18 protein-coding genes, 2 tRNA genes and 1 pseudogene are annotated in these 15819 nt (G+C 62.2%); 6 read left to right on the plus strand and 15 right to left on the minus strand.

Annotated elements, in window-relative coordinates; all coding sequences use genetic code 11:
- The first annotated feature begins 73 nt into the window (after positions 1 to 73).
- The 3 genes and pseudogenes from C3F42_RS19205 to C3F42_RS19215 form a co-directional block, all read left to right on the plus strand.
- Positions 74 to 2368 carry a TonB-dependent siderophore receptor gene (locus C3F42_RS19205; protein ID WP_094010984.1) on the plus strand — a complete coding sequence of 765 codons (2295 nt, stop codon included), beginning with the start codon at positions 74 to 76 and terminating at the stop codon, positions 2366 to 2368.
- Positions 2369 to 2456: 88 nt separating this feature from the next.
- The gene (locus C3F42_RS19210) at positions 2457 to 2708 is read left to right on the plus strand and encodes a helix-turn-helix domain-containing protein (protein ID WP_094010985.1); all 252 of its coding nucleotides are present in this window, start codon (positions 2457 to 2459) and stop codon (positions 2706 to 2708) included.
- A 78-nt stretch (positions 2709 to 2786) separates the two neighbouring features.
- Positions 2787 to 3032 (plus strand): annotated as a pseudogene (locus C3F42_RS19215) (type II toxin-antitoxin system HipA family toxin); the annotation flags it as partial.
- On the opposite strand, the gene C3F42_RS19220 reads toward C3F42_RS19215, so the two are convergent.
- The 7 genes from C3F42_RS19220 to C3F42_RS19250 form a co-directional block, all read right to left on the minus strand.
- A complete protein-coding gene (locus C3F42_RS19220) occupies positions 3013 to 3246 on the minus strand; it encodes a DUF3079 domain-containing protein (RefSeq protein WP_094010986.1) in 234 nt (77 codons plus the stop codon). The pseudogene C3F42_RS19215 and the gene C3F42_RS19220 sit on opposite strands and share 20 nt — an antisense overlap.
- A 78-nt stretch (positions 3247 to 3324) precedes the next feature.
- Positions 3325 to 4470 carry a copper-containing nitrite reductase gene (gene nirK, locus C3F42_RS19225; protein ID WP_104444763.1) on the minus strand — a complete coding sequence of 382 codons (1146 nt, stop codon included), beginning with the start codon at positions 4468 to 4470 and terminating at the stop codon, positions 3325 to 3327.
- A 155-nt stretch (positions 4471 to 4625) separates the two neighbouring features.
- A tRNA-Thr gene (locus tag C3F42_RS19230) sits at positions 4626 to 4701 on the minus strand.
- Positions 4702 to 4799: 98 nt separating this feature from the next.
- A complete protein-coding gene (locus C3F42_RS19235) occupies positions 4800 to 5006 on the minus strand; it encodes a hypothetical protein (RefSeq protein ID WP_104445326.1) in 207 nt (68 codons plus the stop codon).
- A gap of 67 nt (positions 5007 to 5073) precedes the next feature.
- Complete coding sequence (locus tag C3F42_RS19240) at positions 5074 to 5460, minus strand: hypothetical protein (protein ID WP_046853791.1); 387 nt, start codon at positions 5458 to 5460, stop codon at positions 5074 to 5076.
- An 18-nt stretch (positions 5461 to 5478) separates the two neighbouring features.
- On the minus strand, positions 5479 to 5685 hold the full coding sequence (locus tag C3F42_RS19245) for a helix-turn-helix transcriptional regulator (RefSeq protein ID WP_023629980.1): 207 nt from the start codon (positions 5683 to 5685) through the stop codon (positions 5479 to 5481).
- Positions 5686 to 5694: 9 nt separating this feature from the next.
- Positions 5695 to 6273: a hypothetical protein gene (locus tag C3F42_RS19250; protein WP_104444764.1), complete on the minus strand. Its 579-nt coding sequence runs from the start codon at positions 6271 to 6273 to the stop codon at positions 5695 to 5697.
- Between the two features lie 457 nt (positions 6274 to 6730).
- On the opposite strand from C3F42_RS19250, the gene C3F42_RS19255 reads away from it, so the two are divergent.
- Both C3F42_RS19255 and mdtI read left to right on the plus strand, forming a co-directional pair.
- Positions 6731 to 7090: a multidrug/spermidine efflux SMR transporter subunit MdtJ gene (locus C3F42_RS19255; protein ID WP_104444765.1), complete on the plus strand. Its 360-nt coding sequence runs from the start codon at positions 6731 to 6733 to the stop codon at positions 7088 to 7090.
- Complete coding sequence (mdtI, locus tag C3F42_RS19260) at positions 7084 to 7401, plus strand: multidrug/spermidine efflux SMR transporter subunit MdtI (protein ID WP_104444766.1); 318 nt, start codon at positions 7084 to 7086, stop codon at positions 7399 to 7401. The genes C3F42_RS19255 and mdtI overlap by 7 nt, the downstream gene beginning before the upstream one ends.
- Before the next feature lie 225 nt (positions 7402 to 7626).
- Here the strand turns inward: mdtI and C3F42_RS19265 are convergent, their stop codons facing one another.
- The 5 genes from C3F42_RS19265 to C3F42_RS19285 are packed head-to-tail and all read right to left on the minus strand — an operon-like array spanning position 7627 to position 11898.
- Positions 7627 to 8850 carry a methyltransferase gene (locus C3F42_RS19265; RefSeq protein WP_094010995.1) on the minus strand — a complete coding sequence of 408 codons (1224 nt, stop codon included), beginning with the start codon at positions 8848 to 8850 and terminating at the stop codon, positions 7627 to 7629.
- A gap of 59 nt (positions 8851 to 8909) precedes the next feature.
- Positions 8910 to 9599: an ABC transporter permease gene (locus C3F42_RS19270; protein ID WP_023630847.1), complete on the minus strand. Its 690-nt coding sequence runs from the start codon at positions 9597 to 9599 to the stop codon at positions 8910 to 8912.
- Positions 9600 to 10292: an ABC transporter permease gene (locus C3F42_RS19275; RefSeq protein ID WP_094010996.1), complete on the minus strand. Its 693-nt coding sequence runs from the start codon at positions 10290 to 10292 to the stop codon at positions 9600 to 9602.
- Positions 10293 to 10349: 57 nt separating this feature from the next.
- On the minus strand, positions 10350 to 11111 hold the full coding sequence (locus C3F42_RS19280) for an ABC transporter substrate-binding protein (RefSeq protein WP_094010997.1): 762 nt from the start codon (positions 11109 to 11111) through the stop codon (positions 10350 to 10352).
- A 13-nt stretch (positions 11112 to 11124) separates the two neighbouring features.
- On the minus strand, positions 11125 to 11898 hold the full coding sequence (locus C3F42_RS19285; RefSeq protein WP_046853793.1) for an ABC transporter ATP-binding protein: 774 nt from the start codon (positions 11896 to 11898) through the stop codon (positions 11125 to 11127).
- A 606-nt stretch (positions 11899 to 12504) separates the two neighbouring features.
- On the opposite strand from C3F42_RS19285, the gene gabP reads away from it, so the two are divergent.
- Positions 12505 to 13890 carry a GABA permease gene (gene gabP / locus C3F42_RS19290; protein WP_104444767.1) on the plus strand — a complete coding sequence of 462 codons (1386 nt, stop codon included), beginning with the start codon at positions 12505 to 12507 and terminating at the stop codon, positions 13888 to 13890.
- An 86-nt stretch (positions 13891 to 13976) separates the two neighbouring features.
- On the opposite strand, the gene C3F42_RS19295 is transcribed toward gabP, so the two are convergent.
- From C3F42_RS19295 to C3F42_RS19305, 3 genes are all read right to left on the minus strand, one after another.
- Positions 13977 to 14420: a hypothetical protein gene (locus tag C3F42_RS19295; RefSeq protein WP_094010999.1), complete on the minus strand. Its 444-nt coding sequence runs from the start codon at positions 14418 to 14420 to the stop codon at positions 13977 to 13979.
- Positions 14421 to 14509: 89 nt separating this feature from the next.
- Positions 14510 to 15520: a polyphosphate kinase 2 gene (gene ppk2 / locus C3F42_RS19300; protein ID WP_094011000.1), complete on the minus strand. Its 1011-nt coding sequence runs from the start codon at positions 15518 to 15520 to the stop codon at positions 14510 to 14512.
- A gap of 185 nt (positions 15521 to 15705) precedes the next feature.
- A tRNA-Phe gene (locus C3F42_RS19305) sits at positions 15706 to 15781 on the minus strand.
- Positions 15782 to 15819: the final 38 nt, after the last annotated feature.

The raw sequence follows: 15819 nt of genomic DNA on the forward strand, positions 1-15819 counted from the left end.
CATCCATGGAGCCTAAGGGGTAGATGCCTAGAATCGTAACAAAAAATCATCTGCGAATACGAAGCCTTCCCAAATGGTATGCAAGAGCATCATGACTGACACAACCCCCTTGGTCCGAGGCGGCAGTCGCCTCTCCCCGCTTGCCTTCTGCGTGGCCCTCGGGCTTAGCGGCACAGCCTTCGCTGACGGCCCGGTGCTGGAACTGGGCGCCACCAACATCGACAGCAGTGCGTTGCCGCTGGCCGACGATAGCGGCCAGATCGGCTACACCGTGCAGAACACACGCAGCTCCACGGGCTTGCAGCTGACACCCCGGCAGACGCCACAGTCGGTCACCAGCATTACCCGCCAGCAAATGGAAGACCGTGATATCCACACCCTCGAGCAGGCCCTGGACACCACGCCGGGCGTGAGCATGAGCAAGATGGAAGTGGGCGGGCGCACCGACTTCCGCGCCCGTGGCTACTCGATCAGCAACTGGAAGATCGACGGCTTGCAGTTCCCCGGCGGTTCGGACTTCAGCGGTGGCGGCAACGCGCTGAACATGGACCTGTACGAACGCATCGACATCGTCCGTGGCGCCAACGGCCTGCTCGGTGGCACCGGTGACCCTTCGGCTACCGTCAACCTGATCCGCAAGGCGCCGACCCGGACCTTCGGCGGCAGCGCCTACGCCACCTATGGCAGCTGGGACAAGCGCCGCCTGGGTGCTGACCTGAACCTGCCGCTGTCCGAGGACGGCCGCCTGCGTTCGCGTCTGGTCATGACCCAGCAGGACGCCGGCTCGTTCCGCGACAACCAGTCCGAACGCTCCCGCGCGGCCCTGGCCAACTTCGAATTCGACCTGGACGATGCCACCACCCTGGGTGCCGGCTACCAGTACGAGTACAGCAAAGTGGTCGGCGGCGGCTGGGGCGCCAACATCCCGATCTGGTACGGCGATGGCAGCAAGACCGACCTGCCGCGCAGCACCAACGTGGTACCCAGCTGGAGCTTTGGCGAATACATCACCCGCACCGCCTTCGGCTCGCTGGCGCACCGTTTCGACAACGACTGGAGCCTGGACCTGAAGGTTGCCCAGAGCAGCGGCGAGGCGCTCAACCACCGTGGCCTGGCCAAGGTCAACTCGTCCGGCCGTGGCGTCTACGGCGGCTACTGGAACCAGGACGGCAGCGGCGCGGTGCTCAACGGCCTGCACAGCTCCACCGACACCACCCAGCAATCGGCGCAGATCGACCTGTCCGGCCCATTCCAACTGTTCGGGCGCACCCATCAGGCGATGGTCGGCTACAACGACAGCCGCACCGTGGCCTGGTCACCGCAGTACACTTGCAGCATGGTCGGCGGCGGCAAGGCAGTGAACAGTGGGGTGGGTTGCCAGTTCCGGGCGAACAATGGCCTGGGGCTGGGCAACTGGCTAGACGGCGTGGACGACGACTACGCCATGCTGGCCTCAAAAACCGGCCTGCACAGCAAGACTACCACCCGTCTTCAGGGCATGTATGCCGCCACCCGCCTTAGCGTCACCGACCCCCTGTCGCTCATCCTCGGTGTGCGCAGCACCGACTATTCGGCTACTACCGTCAGCGTCAACGGTGCGCGCAGCAACCAGCAGAACAACGGCATCGTCACCCCTTACCTGGGCGCGGTGTACGACCTCGACGACAACTACTCGCTGTACGCCAGCTACACCGACATCTTCAACCCGCAGACCGAAGAGAGCGCCAGCGGCACCAAGGTCGAGCCGATCCGTGGCCAGAGCTACGAAACCGGGATCAAGGGTGAATGGTTCGATGGTCGCCTGAACGCGTCCGCGGCCTACTTCCGCACCAGGCAGGAGAACAAGGCGGTGATGGACGGCGACCTGCTGACGCCGACCGGCGCCACTGCCTACAAGGCCGGTTCCGGCCAGGAAACCGACGGTATCGACCTGGAAGTCGCCGGCGCCCTGACCCCGAACTGGAACGTCTATGCCGGCTACACCTACCTGCACTTCCGCCGCCTGGACAGCGACGGGCGCAGCGACCCCTCGCACCTGTTCAAGGCCTCGACCACTTATCGCCTGTCCGGCCCGCTGGATCGCCTGACCCTGGGCGCTGGCGTGACCGCGCAAAGCAACATCCGCGCGGTGTCCACCCCCGCCGGGCAGCCGAGCAACGGAGTTAGCCGCAGCGCCAGCGACGTAAACTGGTCGGGCTATGCGATCTGGAACGCCATGGCCAAGTACCAGCTGACCGACGACACCAGCGTCAGCCTCAACGCCAACAACCTGTTCGACAAGCACTACTACACCCGTTACGGGTTCTATGCCGGGGCAATCTATGGCGACCCGCGCAACCTGGCGGTGACCGTGAGCACGGCGTTCTAGAAGAGCTTTTGACACCGCTACTGCTGGTTGATTTTTGATCATGTTCCTTATACGTTACATTCATCTAAATTTGTCACGTATAAAGAACATGGATCACTCATTGATCGTCGAGCGCCTGGGCGCGCAGGTTCGCACGCGAAGGCTTAACCGGGGATTGACCCAGCAGGCGCTCGCAACCTTGGCCGGTATCACCCGGCAAAAGATCATTGCCATGGAGAAAGGTAGCCTCTCAGTGGCCATCGGTGCATATGCACGTGCATTGGCGGCGCTCGGCTGCGAACTGCAGGTCATAGCGGCGGTGATGCCGACGCTTGACGAAATCGAGGGGATGTTCGAATGACGCCGCTGATAGTCGCGACACCCGAGGGTGACAGTGGAGCATTGCTGACCAGTGCAGGCGACTACCTCTTCCGCTATGGCCCGCACACCGGAAGACGTGCTGGCGTTTTCGCTATCCGGCAACAAATCCTTGTTTGCGTCGCGGCAAGGCCTGCTGGACTTCGCACCGCTTTGCGACGTGAGCTACCCGGCTGAAGTCATTCGCAAGCAGCTTGAAGCATTGGAGCGAACACTGGCCAGGGAGTCCGCGCTTTGCGATCAGGCACCCAAGGTAGTTGCCGCCATCAAGGCAAGCGCGGCGCCGTTCATTCAGACTTTTGGTTGAGCGGCATTTCCTGTCCGGGCGCGGCATGCGAAGTGGCTATGGTCGCATCCAGATGATCATCGAGCTGTTCCCAATCCTCGCCGAACAACTCCACCGGGTGCATGGTCCGGTCCGCACCATTGCCGCAGGCCAGCGCCTTGGCCGGGCAGTACAAGTCGCAGCCCCAGCAGATCCGTTCGGGATGGCTGGGGTTCGTGGGAAATCGCTTGGCCATGGTCTCCCTCCATGAAGTGGATGCCTGCGCTCAGGCTATGCCGCGCATGGCCAAGTGGCTTGATCCGGATCAATACCGCTAGCGGATCGGCCCGGGCGCCTGCACCTGTTTCATCAGGTCGTCATTCCACTGCCCCTCCACCTGCACATGCGCGGCGGCACCGAGCATCACCGCCTCGATCAGGTTGTGGTTGAGGTAGGTGTACAGGCCGGGCTGGCGGAAGGTGTACAACGCCGCCCCCGCCGCGCCGCCGGGGATGAACCAGGTCTCCAGGTTGCGCTGCGGCGGGTTGGCGAACTTGCCCGAGGCCCAGACGTAGTCGCCGTGCCCGCCGATCAGGTGCGGGCGGGTATCACGGTTGGCCTGGGAATGAACGATCAGCACGGTCTCGCCCACCTTGGCGGTGAGCGCCTGCTTGCCGGTCAGGGCGCCGACGCTGCCGTTGAACACCACATGGCTGGGCACCAGCCCCTTCATCAGCTGGCTCATGTCACCGAAGCTGGCCATGGGGTTGGCGTAGCGCTTGTACTTGCCGTCCTTGTCGCGGGGGATGTAGTAGTCCTGCTCGCCGATGTACCAGGCCTTGTCGTACTGCAACGGGCGGCCCTCAGGGTCTTTCAGGCCGTCACGGGGCAGCACCATGATCGCGCCGTTCATGCCACACACTACGTGCCAGGGAATCATCGCCCCGCCCGGCGCGCAGTGATACACGAACACCCCGGCACGGTCGGCCTTGAAGCGCAGCACCACCTGCTCGTCCGGCTTCACATGGGTCAACTCACCGCCGCCGAGGGCGCCGGTGGAGGCGTGGAAGTCGATGTTGTGCATCATGCTGTTGCTGGCCGGGTTGACCAGCGTGAGCTCCACGTAGTCGCCCTCGTGCACCACCATCAGCGGGCCGGGCACCGAGCCGTTGAAGGTCATGGCGTGGATGTAGGCGCCGGTGCTGTCGACAGCCAGTTCCTTCTCCTCGATGACCATGCGGAACTCGACAATGCGCGGCTTGCCGGGAGCGCGCTGGCTGTGGGGGTGCACCTGTGGCGGTGCCACCAGTTCGACGCTCACCCGCTCCAGTTTCGCCAGGTCAGGCACCGGGCCGGCGGCGGGCGAAGCGGTAGCGGCCTGGGCCAGGCCACTGCCAAGCGCCGAGGCACCGACGCCCAGCAACACAGTGCCGGCCAGCATGCCACGCCGGGTCAGGGACACGCCTTCTTGCTCGTTCATGGGACTTCTCCTTAAGTCGACGAAAGTCGTCGGGCACAGGAATAGCCGCTTTGAAATTAGGGTTTATTGAGCGAAAACAAGAAGTGGAGAGGGCGGACAATGTGTCGCAGGAGCGGAAACGAAAAAGCCCCGACATTCGTCGAGGCTTTTGAGGATGGTGCCGGCACCAGGAATCGAACCCGGGACCTACTGATTACAAGTCAGTTGCTCTACCATCTGAGCTATACCGGCACAGGGGCGTCATTATAGCGATGGATTCGGCGCTGTAAACCACTTCGTTGCATCCAGCGCACAAAACCCTAAGTCACCGAACTGAAAGGAGAATTTTCTTACCAGCCGCGGTGCATGGAGTTGACGCTTGGCTCGGGCTGGCCGGGGTTGAAGAACAGCTTGCCGTTGTCGCAGCCGCGCTTGCGGCAGCTGCCGTCGGCGTTGTGCAGGGGCAGGCCGCGGTCACCGCCCAGCTGCATGCCGGGCATGTTCCAGTTCAACGGGGCCGGCTTGCTGGATGGCGTGCTGTTGGCGCAGCCGGTCATGGCCAGGGCGAGGGTCAGCAGGGCGAAAGGCTTGGTGTGTTTCACGATGTTCGAGTCCGTTCCGGGATCAGTCTTTGTTCAGGATGCGCTGGATGGTGCCGCCGCAGGCCATGTAGCAGGAGTCGTAGTCATTGCCGCAACTGTAGCTGCTCCCTGTATTGAAGGGGTAGCTCGGGTAGTGGCAACTGTGACGCGCTTCCTTCTTGCTCTTGCCGTTCTGGCAGTACTGGTAGGCCCTCATCTCGGCCTGGTACAGCGCACGTTCGCTGTTGTCCTGCAGGCGGGCCATCTGCTGGCAGTGGTTGCGCTCCGTCGAACAGCTGTTGATGCAGTTCATGCCATGCGCGCTGGGCGGTGGCGAGTATCTATAGGTGTAGCTCGGGCCGCAGCCGGTCAGGGCCAAGGCCAGGCAGGCCAGCACGAGGGCGGCCAGGCCATTGTGGAAAAGTGCCATGGGTGTTGCAGTCCTTGATCATTCGTCGCTGAACTCCAGCAAATCGCCGGGCTGGCAGTTCAGGGCGCGACACAGCTTCTCCAGGGTCTCGATCTTGAAACCCTTGATCTTGCCGTTCTTCAGCAGCGACAGGTTCGCTTCCGTGATACCGATGATTTCCGCCAGGTCCTTGGAACGCATCTTGTTCCGGGCCATGACGACGTCGAGGCGGATGATTATCGGCATAGGAAGCAGTCAGACATAACAGTTGTGTTCATCGCTGATGGTCTTGGCGTCACGCATGAGCAGCGAGAAGGCACACAGCAGGATGCCTTTCATGATCTCGTAGACAGCCTGCGATGATACACCGATCGAGAAGCTGAAGCTCCTTTCGCCGGCCGGCAGGTCGATGGCCAGGGCCAGGCCCTGCAAGGTGTAGGTCACCGGCCACAGCAACGGGGTGAAGATGCACAGCAGGCCGACCCACCACAGCAATTTGATATTGGCCGAGGTCCAGGTCTGCCCACGCGAGAGGCGGTGGAAGAACAGGCCGGTCAGGCCGAGGGCCACAACGGAAATCAGCGTGGGAATCATGTCCACCGCCAGTACCAGGCCGATGGCCAGGGGGGATGCCTGGTAGCCGGGTTCGAGCAGCAGCGGCATCTGGTCGCCGTAGGCTTGCAGGTAGCCGTTGAAGATCTCGGGGAAGTCGAAGATGAAGAGCAAGGGCGTGATGGTCAGCTCGACGACCGCGGTTGTCCAGGCCAGGTAGGCGGCGAATGCGCCTATGGTGCGTAGGCGCGAACGCGCATAGGCCACGGATCTACTGTTCATGGGGTGCCTCCGTACAGTGATGAACGGAGCGGATTATTCTTGAATAATTATCGTAAAACAATAATTAATTTTGAGTATTTACCGATGGCGACGGTTTGTCGCAGGGGTGGCCTTGCTGGTGATCGCGGGGCAAGCCGGCTCCTGCAAAGACAACGTGGGGATTATAATTTACGAAGCTTTCAGCAAGCTTTACGGGGGTTTTTCTTGAGAAGTCCATTTTTCACGAGAAATAATTAGACTCAACCTATCATTTTGACTAAATCGATCAGCCAAGCTAATCTTGTGTTCATTATGTTGAACAGTAAAGCTTTCAAGCTCCTCTCTTCCTCCCGCCTGGTCTCCCGTGAACGTCACTGGACCGGCGACCTCTAGCGCCACCCTCCCTCTACAGCCGTAAACGTCTCTGTCTGGCGCCGATGCCTGTGCGCTCGGCCGCTGTCGCCCATGGGAGGGCACCATGCGTTCCTGGATCTACCTGATTGTCGCCATCACCTTCGAGGTGATCGGCACGGCGTCGATGAAACTCGCCGCCACTCATTTCCCCTTGATGGGGCATGCCGTCATGTACGTCATGATCTGTCTGTCGTATTTCTTCCTGGCCCTGGCGGTCAAGCGCGTGCCGGTGGGTGTGGCCTACGCGCTGTGGGAAGGGTTCGGTATCGTGCTGATCACCTTGATCAGTGTGCTCTGGCTTGGCGAAAGCCTGGGCTGGACCAAGGCCCTGGGCCTGGCGGTGATGATCGCCGGCATCCTGCTGGTCAAGGCCGGTACCCGCGCCAAGCCCGTCGAGCGTCAAGGGGAGGCCGTGCCATGTTGATTCCATTTGCCTGGCTGGGCCTGGCCATCGTGCTGGAGGTACTGGCCAACCTGCTGCTCAAGTATTCCGACGGTTTCCGCCGCAAAGACCTGGGCCTGGCCTCGATCCTCTGCGTGCTGGCGGCGTTCACCGCGCTGGCGCAGGCGGTGAAGGACATCGACCTGTCGCTGGCCTACGCCATCTGGGGCGGCTTTGGCATCCTTGCCACCGTGGCCATGGGCTGGGCCTTGTTCGGTCAGCGTCTGGCCGGGCGTGGTTGGTTGGGTCTTGCGTTGCTGCTGGTAGGCATGGGCTTGCTCAAACTGGCTTGACAACTGCCCTTCCAAAGCGCTTGGCAAAATTGCTTATGCACAAGTGGCATTGGCCGCTTGCGCGAAAGGCATGCCGATAGGGGCTACCACCGGTCTTTGCGCAAAGGCCTGTTTTTACTGGCTTTGAGGCCCACGACGGAATAAGCAAAGCAGCGCAAATAGCCCAAGGATCCAAGATTTCGTGATTTTCATCACAAGCTTGTACACAGAGTTATCCACAGGCTGTCAACCGCGCTGCGGCGTTGCGTCGCGCTCACCCAGCAGCAACAGGTTGCGCGGGGTCAGCGGGTAATCGCAGAACACGCCTAGCCGTACCGAATAGCCTTGCTCCTGCAGGAACAGGGCGCGATCGAGCACCAGCCACATCTCCAGTGGGCGGCGGAACAGGTTGCGTACCTGTTCGAGGTTGCGTACCTCGGCCAGGCGTTGCTGGCCGGCTGCCTCCAGGGCAACCCAGTCGGGTTGGCCGTTGATCGTCAGTTGCTTGAGCTCGGCCAGGTCGCGACAGTAATGCTCGAAAGGTTTTGCCAGCCAACTGACCGGCAGCGAAGGGGTGGGCAGGTATTCGTCCACGTCCCGTTGTTGGCGCTGCAGCAGGTCGAACCCGAGGCGGCGGGCCATGGACTGGTCGCGCTGGCGGCGGGTGCGCTGGCTGGAGGTGACCGCTTCGCTCAGCGGCAGGCCCAGGTCGTCCTGGGTCAATGCCAGGGCCGAGGCCTGGGCGGCGCCGGAGAGCGGCTGATAGCGCTTGCCCTGGATGCGGTTGTAGCAGCAGGGCGCGACGGCGATCTGTCGGCATCCCTGCTCGCTTGCCAGTTGCAGCAGCCGCACATGCAGATCGCCGCAGGCGTGCAGGGCGACCGCGCTCTTGCCGCCATCCAGATGCCGGGCGCTGTCCATGGCCATGACGTCCTGCTGGACATGGGTGGCAGCCAGGTGGTGATGCTCGCTCAGGGCCTTGCCGGCGCTGACCAGCTCGGCGTCGTACTCCAGGCAGGTCAGCTGCTGGCCGGGTTGCAGCAGGCGCCTGCCCAGGTGGCCTTTGCCAGAGCACCAGTCGAGCCAGTGCCGCGCAGGCTGGCTGAACGCCAGGCGGCGGCTGAAGGCTTCGATCTGCTGCCACTTGCGGCCGGGGACGTTGACGTCGAGACGGTGCGCGGCGGGGTGCAGGCCGGCATCGGGCAGCTCGCCGACGACGGACAGTGCCTGCGCCTGTGCGGCCAGTTGTGGAAATGGGGCCGGGGCTGCAGGTTGCTCGGGGGCTTCGGCTTGCTCAAGGGTACGTTGGCGCAGCCAGCAGGACAGCTCGGTGTGTTCGTCTTCCCAATCCAGGCGCAAGTGGTTGAACGGGCGCGGGCGCCACAGTTGTTGGTGCTGCAGCAGGAAATGGTCGAGGGCCTGGAAGCGCTCGAGCAGGTGCTGGTCGTGGAGGTAAGGCGTGGTCGGCATGCAGGCACCGCAGCGCTATCAATAGGGGCCGCCAAGCGGCCCCGATGGTATTTACAGCCTCAACGCCCTTGGCAGGCATCCACGCGCAGCCAGCGCTCCAACAGCTTGAAGCCTTGCACCAGCACGAACGAGATCAGCAGGTAGAACACCCCGGCGGCAAAGAAGATTTCCACCGGCAGGTAGGTGCGGGCAATGATGGTCCGTGCCATGCCGGTCAATTCAAGCAAGGTCACGGTACTGGCCAGGGCACTGGCCTTGAGCATCAGGATCACTTCGTTGCTGTAGGCCGGCAGGCCGATGCGCGCGGCGCGCGGCAGCATGATGTAGAGCAGCGTCTTGCCCCGCGACATGCCCAGTGCTCGGGCCGCTTCGATCTCGCCCTTGGGGATCGCCTGCAAGGCACCGCGCAGGATCTCGGCGATATAGGCGGCGGTGTGCAGGGTCATGGTCAGCACCGTGCACCAGAACGGATCGCGCAGGTACGGCCACAGCGAGCTGTTGCGCACCACGTCGAACTGGGCCAGGCCGTAGTACACCAGGAACAGCTGCACCAGCAGCGGCGTGCCGCGGAAGAAGAAGATGTAACCGAAGGGCAGGGCGCGCACATACCAGTGTCGCGACGAGCGCGCCACGCCCAGTGGAATGGCCAGGATCAGGCCAGCGATGACGGCGATGGCTACCAGTTCCAGGGTCAGGGTGGCACCCTGGGCCAGGCGTGGCAGCCACTTGATGATGACTTCCCAGTTCATTTATTCGGCCCTCATGAAGCCGCGAGCGGCGCGCTTTTCCAGGAAGTGCATGCCGGTCATGGCAATCACGGTCAGGCCCAGGTATATGCAGGCGGCCACGGCGTAGAAGGTGAACGGCTCCTTGGTGACGGTCACGCCGATCTGCGCGTGGCGCATGATCTCTTCCAGGCCGATCACCGACACCAGCGCAGTGTCCTTCATCAGGATCATGAACAGGTTGCCCAGGCCCGGCAGGGCGATGCGCCACATCTGCGGGAGGATGATCCGTGACAGGATACGGCCCTTGGACAGACCAAGGGCCAGGCCCGCTTCACGATGCCCCTTGGGGATGGCCAGGATCGCGCCGCGGAATACTTCCGTGGCGTAGGCGCCGAAGCACAGGCCGAGGGCGATCACGCCAGCGGTGAAGGCACTGAGCTCCAGGCCAGGCATGTTCAGCAGTTCGCCAAGGCTGTTCATCAGCCCGACGGTGCCGAAATAGATGAGCAGCACCCAGAGCAGTTCGGGTACGCCGCGTACCAGTGTGGAATAAGTGCCGCCAAGCCATTGCAAGGGCTTGACCGGCGAGGTCTTGGCCAGGGCGCCGAGCAGGCCCAGGACCAGCCCCAGCAGCAAGGCGCAGAGCGCCAGTTTTACGGTCATCAGGGTACCGGCCATCATGGCCGGGCCGAATCCGTGCAGGTCGATATTCATGGGTAAGTTTGTTCAAGGGACAGGCACCGCCAAGGCGGCGATGCCTGTCGGGGCGAATCAATAGATGCTGAACGGGAAGTACTTGTCGTTGATCTTCTTGTAGGTACCGTCGGCGACGATTTCCTTCAGTGCGGCATTGAGCTTGTTACGCAGCTCGTTGTCGCCTTTGCGTACTGCGATGCCGACCTTGTCGCTTTCGTTCACCGGGTCGCCTTTGAACTCGTAGTTCTTGCCGGCTTCGGATTTCAGCCAGTCGTAGTTGGCGTACTTGTCGGCGAGGATGGCGTCGACGCGGCCGGAGGTCAGGTCCAGGTAGGCGTTTTCCTGGCCGTCATACAGATTGACCTTGAATTTGCCGTCCATACCGCCGTGATCGTCCAGCCAGGTAGCGGCCTGGGTGGCGCGCTGGGTGCCAATGGTCTTGCCTTCGAGCGATTTGTCGTCTGTCTTGAAGTCGACGTTCTTCGGCGCGATGAACTGCTGCTTGTTCGAATAGTACGGGTCGGTGAAGTCCACGGCCTGCTTGCGCTCGTCGGTGATCGACAGCGAGGAGACGATGAAGTCGAACTTCTTGGCGTTCAGGGCGGGGATGATGCCGTCCCAGTCGGAGGTGACCACTTCGCATTCGACCTTCATCTTGGCGCACAGGGCGTCGCCGATGTCTTTGTCGAAGCCCACGACCTGGCCGCTGGCATCTTTGTTGTTGAACGGCGGGTAGGCAGCCTCGATGCCCATTTTCAGTTTCTCGGCTGCCATGGCATTGGCCGAGAACACCAGGGTGGCGGCAGCGGCCAGGAGGACTTTCTTATAGGTCTGCATTCGTGTTGCTCCGTTAGCGGTGGCTGGACATGAATTGCTTGCAACGCGCCGAGGTCGGGTTTTCGAAGACCTGCTGCGGCGATCCTTGCTCTTCGACCAGGCCCTGGTGCAGGAAGACCACTTCACTGGACACCTGGCGGGCAAAGTTCATCTCGTGCGTCACCAGCAGCATGGTACGGCCTTCTTCGGCCAGGGCGCGGATGACGTTAAGCACTTCCTGGACCATCTCCGGATCGAGCGCCGAGGTTGGCTCGTCGAACAGGATGACCTTGGGCTTCATGGCCAGGGTACGGGCGATGGCGGCACGTTGTTGCTGGCCACCGGAAAGCTGGGCAGGGTAGCTGTGGCGCTTGTCGAAGATGCCGACCTTGTTCAGCAGCGCCTCGGCATGCTCGATGGCCTCGGCCTTGCTCTGGCCGAGCACGCGGCGCGGCGCCTCGATGATGTTGTCGAGGATCGACATGTGCGGCCACAGGTTGAAATTCTGGAAGACAAAGCCGATCTCGCTGCGCAGGCGGTTGATCTGGCGGTTGTCGGCGGCGATCAGGTCGCCGTTTTTCTGCGCCTTGAGCTTGAGGGCTTCACCGGCGACCAGGATCTCGCCCTGGTGCGGGTTCTCCAGCAGATTGATGCAGCGCAGCAGGGTGGACTTGCCAGAGCCGGACGAGCCGAGGATGGAGATCACGTCACCGTCGCGCGCGGTCAGCGAAATGCCCTTGAGAATTTCCTGCTCGCCATAGCGTTTGTGCAGGTTGCGGATTTCCAGCGCGGGCGTGGCCTGAGCCATTTGCGGTCCTCATGTGTTCGGGTGCGTTCCCAGCTGTTGGCGGCCTTCCTGGCGAGCGCCACGCTAGCATAGCGGCGCAACGGCGGCCAACCGGGTCGCGGGGTGCTCGGGTCGCTGGTGGGACAGTTTGTCGCATCGCTGCAGTGGACTGTCGCCAGGATGTCCGCAATAGCGTTTTGCCCAGCACCGGAGCCTTGATGAAAAAAGGCGCGATGGTGCCAGCTTTGGCCCGGTCTGGGAAGCCGTTTTTAGCCGGGTGGCACTGTGTCGCGGACTTGACGGGGGCAAGGTTGCGCCTGTTGGTTGCGCTTTCTGATGCGCAGAATTCGTGCACAGGTGTTACCCAGGAGCACCTTTGGTGCGTTTGTAAGTGGGTATTTCAGTAATCCAGACTTGGCATGGGGTTTTGGTGGCCTTTCGGTCAAAGCTTGGCACAATGCCCTGCAAGCCGCGCCGTTATTGGTGGCAGAAACATTTCAGACGAAAGTCATTCTCAGGTGGCCCGCTTATTGCCCTCTGGAAACCACTGAATGCGGCGACGCCTATCCACACCTCGGCGCGCTGGCCAGTCATTCGTGTAGTCCACCTCCTTACAAAGGTAGTTTTATGAGCGGTAACAATTCCAATGACCTCGCTCAGGGGCTCAAGCAACGGCATGTGACCATGCTGTCCATCGCCGGCGTGATCGGCGCAGGGCTGTTCGTCGGCTCCGGCCACGCCATCGCCGCCGCCGGCCCCGCCGTGCTGCTGGCCTACGCCGCGGCCGGTACCCTGGTCGTGCTGGTGATGCGCATGCTCGGCGAAATGGCCGTCGCCTCGCCTGACACCGGTTCCTTCTCCACCTACGCCGACCGCGCCATCGGGCGCTGGGCCGGTTTCACCATCGGCTGGCTGTACTGGTGGTTCTGGGTGCTGGTGATTCCGCTGGAGGCCAACGCCGCCGCCGCCATCCTGCATGCCTGGTTCCCCTCGGTGGACCTGTGGGCGTTCTCGTTGATCATTACCCTGGCGCTGACCATCACCAACCTGTTCAGCGTGAAGAACTATGGTGAGTTCGAATTCTGGTTCGCCCTGCTCAAGGTGCTGGCGATCATCGGCTTCATCGTCGTCGGTTGCGCGGCCATGTTCGGCATGGTGCCGAGCAGCCAGATCAGCGGCGTCAGCCACCTGTTCGACACCCAGGGCTTCATGCCCAATGGCCTGGGCGCGGTGCTGGCCGCCATGCTGACCACCATGTTCTCGTTCATGGGGACCGAGATCGTCACCATCGCCGCCGCCGAATCGAAGGATCCGGGCAAGCAGATCAGCCGCGCCACCAACTCGGTGATCTGGCGTATCTGCCTGTTCTACCTGGTGTCGATCTTCCTGGTCGTGGCCATGGTGCCGTGGAACGATCCGGCCCTGGCCGAGAAAGGTTCCTACCAGACTGTCCTCAGCCTGATCGGCGTGCCGAACGCCAAGCTGATCGTCGACATCGTCGTGCTGATCGCCGTGACCAGCTGCCTGAACTCGGCGCTGTACACCTCTTCGCGCATGCTCTTCTCCCTGAGCAAGCGTGGCGACGCCCCGGCGGTTGCCCAGCGCACCACCAAGGCCGGCACCCCGCACTGGGCTGTGCTGTTGTCCACCGCCGCAGCCTTCCTGTGTGTGTTCGCCAACTTCCTGGCCCCGACCGCGGTGTTCGAGTTCCTGCTGGCCAGCTCCGGCGCCATCGCCCTGCTGGTGTATCTGGTGATCGCCGTGTCGCAACTGCGCATGCGCAGCCAGCGTGAAGCCAAGGGCGAGAAGATCTCGTTCAAGATGTGGATGTTCCCCGGCCTGACCTGGGCGACCATCGCCTTCATCATCGCCGTGCTGGCGGTGATGGCGCTGCGCGAGGATCACCGTGCCGAGATCATCGCCACGGCAATCCTGAGCATTGGTGTGGTGGCAGCTGGTCTGCTGGTGCACCGCAAGCGTGGCGCTGCTGCGCGTGTGGCGTTGGATAGCTGATCCACAAGTGAAATGAAAAGGCCGCGTCCTGTGAAGGGCGCGGCCTTTTTTGTCTGCACAGGTTTTGGAAGCGGGAGCGGTTCGACTCAGCCGAACTGCTTCTGCTGTTGCTGCTGCTTGGCCACGACCTCCGAGGCGGTGACATAGGCGTCCTGGAACTCGTCGCTCTCCAGCCAGGCCATGGTCGCGTCCTCGTCGGCGCCGTCCAGCCATTTGCGGTAGGCGGTGAACACCAGGACGATATAGTCGGTGGCGTGCTCTTCCTTGTGGCCCTTGAGCACCAGTGCCAGCAGTGGATCGACCAGGAACACCGAGATCATCGGCACCAGACCGTTTGCCTGGGCTTCCTTCATCTTTTCGAACAGACTGTCGTAGCTGCCCGATTCCATGGCCTTGTTGAACACCTGCTCGACACTGGCGCTGTCGCCGGCGCTGGCCTTGACCGCCTGGCCGCTGCGCACCATGCGGTTCTGCTTGGCCTTGGTGGCGGCGCGCTTGGCGCGTTTCTGTTGCTTGGTGCTGGTGGCCATGGGTGGATCCTTGGGATGACTGGTAAAGGCGCGTATTGAAGCGTAGTTGCGCGAGAAACCCAAGAGGCCGCCTAGCGGCCCCAAAGTGTTCAGCTTACCAGCGCCGCCGGTTCATCCTCTTCGAACCCACGCGAAGCCCGCCCGACCAGCAACGGATCCGGTGCATGCGCCACGCTGTGGTCCTTGCCTGGATAATCCAGCGAGTGCAGGAAGTGACGAATGCAGTTGATCCGCGCGCGCTTCTTGTCGTCCGACTTGATCACCGTCCATGGCGCATCGGCCGTGTCGGTATGGAAGAACATCGCTTCCTTGGCAGCGGTGTAGTCCTCCCACTTGTCCAGCGACTTGATGTCGATGGGCGAGAGTTTCCAGTGCTTGAGCGGGTCGTCGCGGCGAGAAATGAAACGGCGCAACTGCTCCTCGCGGTTCACCGAGAACCAGAACTTGAACAACAGGATGCCACTGTTGCACAGCATGCGTTCGAGGTCAGGTGCCTGGCGCATGAACTCCAGGTATTGCAGCGGCGAGCAGAAGTCCATCACCTTTTCGACCCCGGCGCGGTTGTACCAGGAGCGATCAAAGAACACCATTTCACCAGCGGTGGGCAGGTGTTGCACATAACGCTGGAAGTACCACTGGCCCTTTTCCTGCTCGGAAGGCTTCTCCAGTGCCACGATCCGCGCACCGCGCGGGTTCAGGTGTTCCATGAAGCGTTTGATGGTGCCGCCCTTGCCCGCGGCATCACGGCCCTCGAACAGTACGACGATGCGCTGGCCGGTTTCCTTCACCCAGTTCTGCACCTTGAGCAGCTCGATCTGCAGGTCGTGCTTGGCCTTCTCGTAGTCCTGGCGGCGCATGCGCGTACGGTAGGGGTAGCTGGCCGGCAGGCGTGCCGAGGTACTGTCCTCGCTGCTGCCCTTGCGGGCGTTGGCCACTTCCAGGGCGGCGGGCTGTTGGCTGACCTGGGTAATGGTCTCTGGCGCGGCGGCGCTGGCGACCGGCTTGCGCTGGCGCGGACGACGGGTGCGAGGGCTGGGCTTGACGCTGCTGCCGGCCTCGGCAGGCGATGGCAGGAGGAGGGTGGCGGATTCTTCGCTCATGGAGGTCCTTGCGGGGTCGTTCGAATGTCCACCTGCCATCCTATGAGCGCATGGCAAGTGGCTTTTTGATGTCGATCAACCGGGCATGAAGGAGCTAGAAGAAAAATCGCAGGCAACAAAAAACCCGCACTAGGCGGGTTTCTTGTGTCGCTTCGGGTAACTTTGCAACCACCAGAAGCTGAAGGTGGTGCCCAGAGACGGAGTCGAACCGCCGACACGAGGATTTTCAATCCTCTGCTCTACCGACTGAGCTATCTGGGCGACGGGGTGAATTAAATAGATTTTCTCAGAGGCCGTCA

The organism is Pseudomonas sp. PONIH3, assembly GCF_002934345.1.
GTDB lineage: Bacteria > Pseudomonadota > Gammaproteobacteria > Pseudomonadales > Pseudomonadaceae > Aquipseudomonas > Aquipseudomonas soli.

Excerpts from the sequence above, each read along its gene's own strand:
- C3F42_RS19245 (WP_023629980.1), bottom strand. The coding sequence starts at position 5,685 with ATGCCGATAATCATCCGCCTCGACGTCGTCATGGCCCGGAACAAGATG.
- C3F42_RS19235 (WP_104445326.1), bottom strand. The coding sequence starts at position 5,006 with ATGACCGGCTGCGCCAACAGCACGCCATCCAGCAAGCCGGCCCCGTTG.
- nirK (WP_104444763.1), bottom strand. The coding sequence starts at position 4,470 with ATGAACGAGCAAGAAGGCGTGTCCCTGACCCGGCGTGGCATGCTGGCC.
- ppk2 (WP_094011000.1), bottom strand. The coding sequence starts at position 15,520 with ATGAGCGAAGAATCCGCCACCCTCCTCCTGCCATCGCCTGCCGAGGCC.
- C3F42_RS19220 (WP_094010986.1), bottom strand. The coding sequence starts at position 3,246 with ATGGCCAAGCGATTTCCCACGAACCCCAGCCATCCCGAACGGATCTGC.
- C3F42_RS19240 (WP_046853791.1), bottom strand. The coding sequence starts at position 5,460 with ATGGCACTTTTCCACAATGGCCTGGCCGCCCTCGTGCTGGCCTGCCTG.
- C3F42_RS19205 (WP_094010984.1), top strand. The coding sequence starts at position 74 with ATGGTATGCAAGAGCATCATGACTGACACAACCCCCTTGGTCCGAGGC.
- C3F42_RS19295 (WP_094010999.1), bottom strand. The coding sequence starts at position 14,420 with ATGGCCACCAGCACCAAGCAACAGAAACGCGCCAAGCGCGCCGCCACC.
- mdtI (WP_104444766.1), top strand. The coding sequence starts at position 7,084 with ATGTTGATTCCATTTGCCTGGCTGGGCCTGGCCATCGTGCTGGAGGTA.
- C3F42_RS19255 (WP_104444765.1), top strand. The coding sequence starts at position 6,731 with ATGCGTTCCTGGATCTACCTGATTGTCGCCATCACCTTCGAGGTGATC.
- C3F42_RS19270 (WP_023630847.1), bottom strand. The coding sequence starts at position 9,599 with ATGAACTGGGAAGTCATCATCAAGTGGCTGCCACGCCTGGCCCAGGGT.
- C3F42_RS19280 (WP_094010997.1), bottom strand. The coding sequence starts at position 11,111 with ATGCAGACCTATAAGAAAGTCCTCCTGGCCGCTGCCGCCACCCTGGTG.
- gabP (WP_104444767.1), top strand. The coding sequence starts at position 12,505 with ATGAGCGGTAACAATTCCAATGACCTCGCTCAGGGGCTCAAGCAACGG.
- C3F42_RS19265 (WP_094010995.1), bottom strand. The coding sequence starts at position 8,850 with ATGCCGACCACGCCTTACCTCCACGACCAGCACCTGCTCGAGCGCTTC.
- C3F42_RS19250 (WP_104444764.1), bottom strand. The coding sequence starts at position 6,273 with ATGAACAGTAGATCCGTGGCCTATGCGCGTTCGCGCCTACGCACCATA.
- C3F42_RS19275 (WP_094010996.1), bottom strand. The coding sequence starts at position 10,292 with ATGAATATCGACCTGCACGGATTCGGCCCGGCCATGATGGCCGGTACC.
- C3F42_RS19285 (WP_046853793.1), bottom strand. The coding sequence starts at position 11,898 with ATGGCTCAGGCCACGCCCGCGCTGGAAATCCGCAACCTGCACAAACGC.
- C3F42_RS19210 (WP_094010985.1), top strand. The coding sequence starts at position 2,457 with ATGGATCACTCATTGATCGTCGAGCGCCTGGGCGCGCAGGTTCGCACG.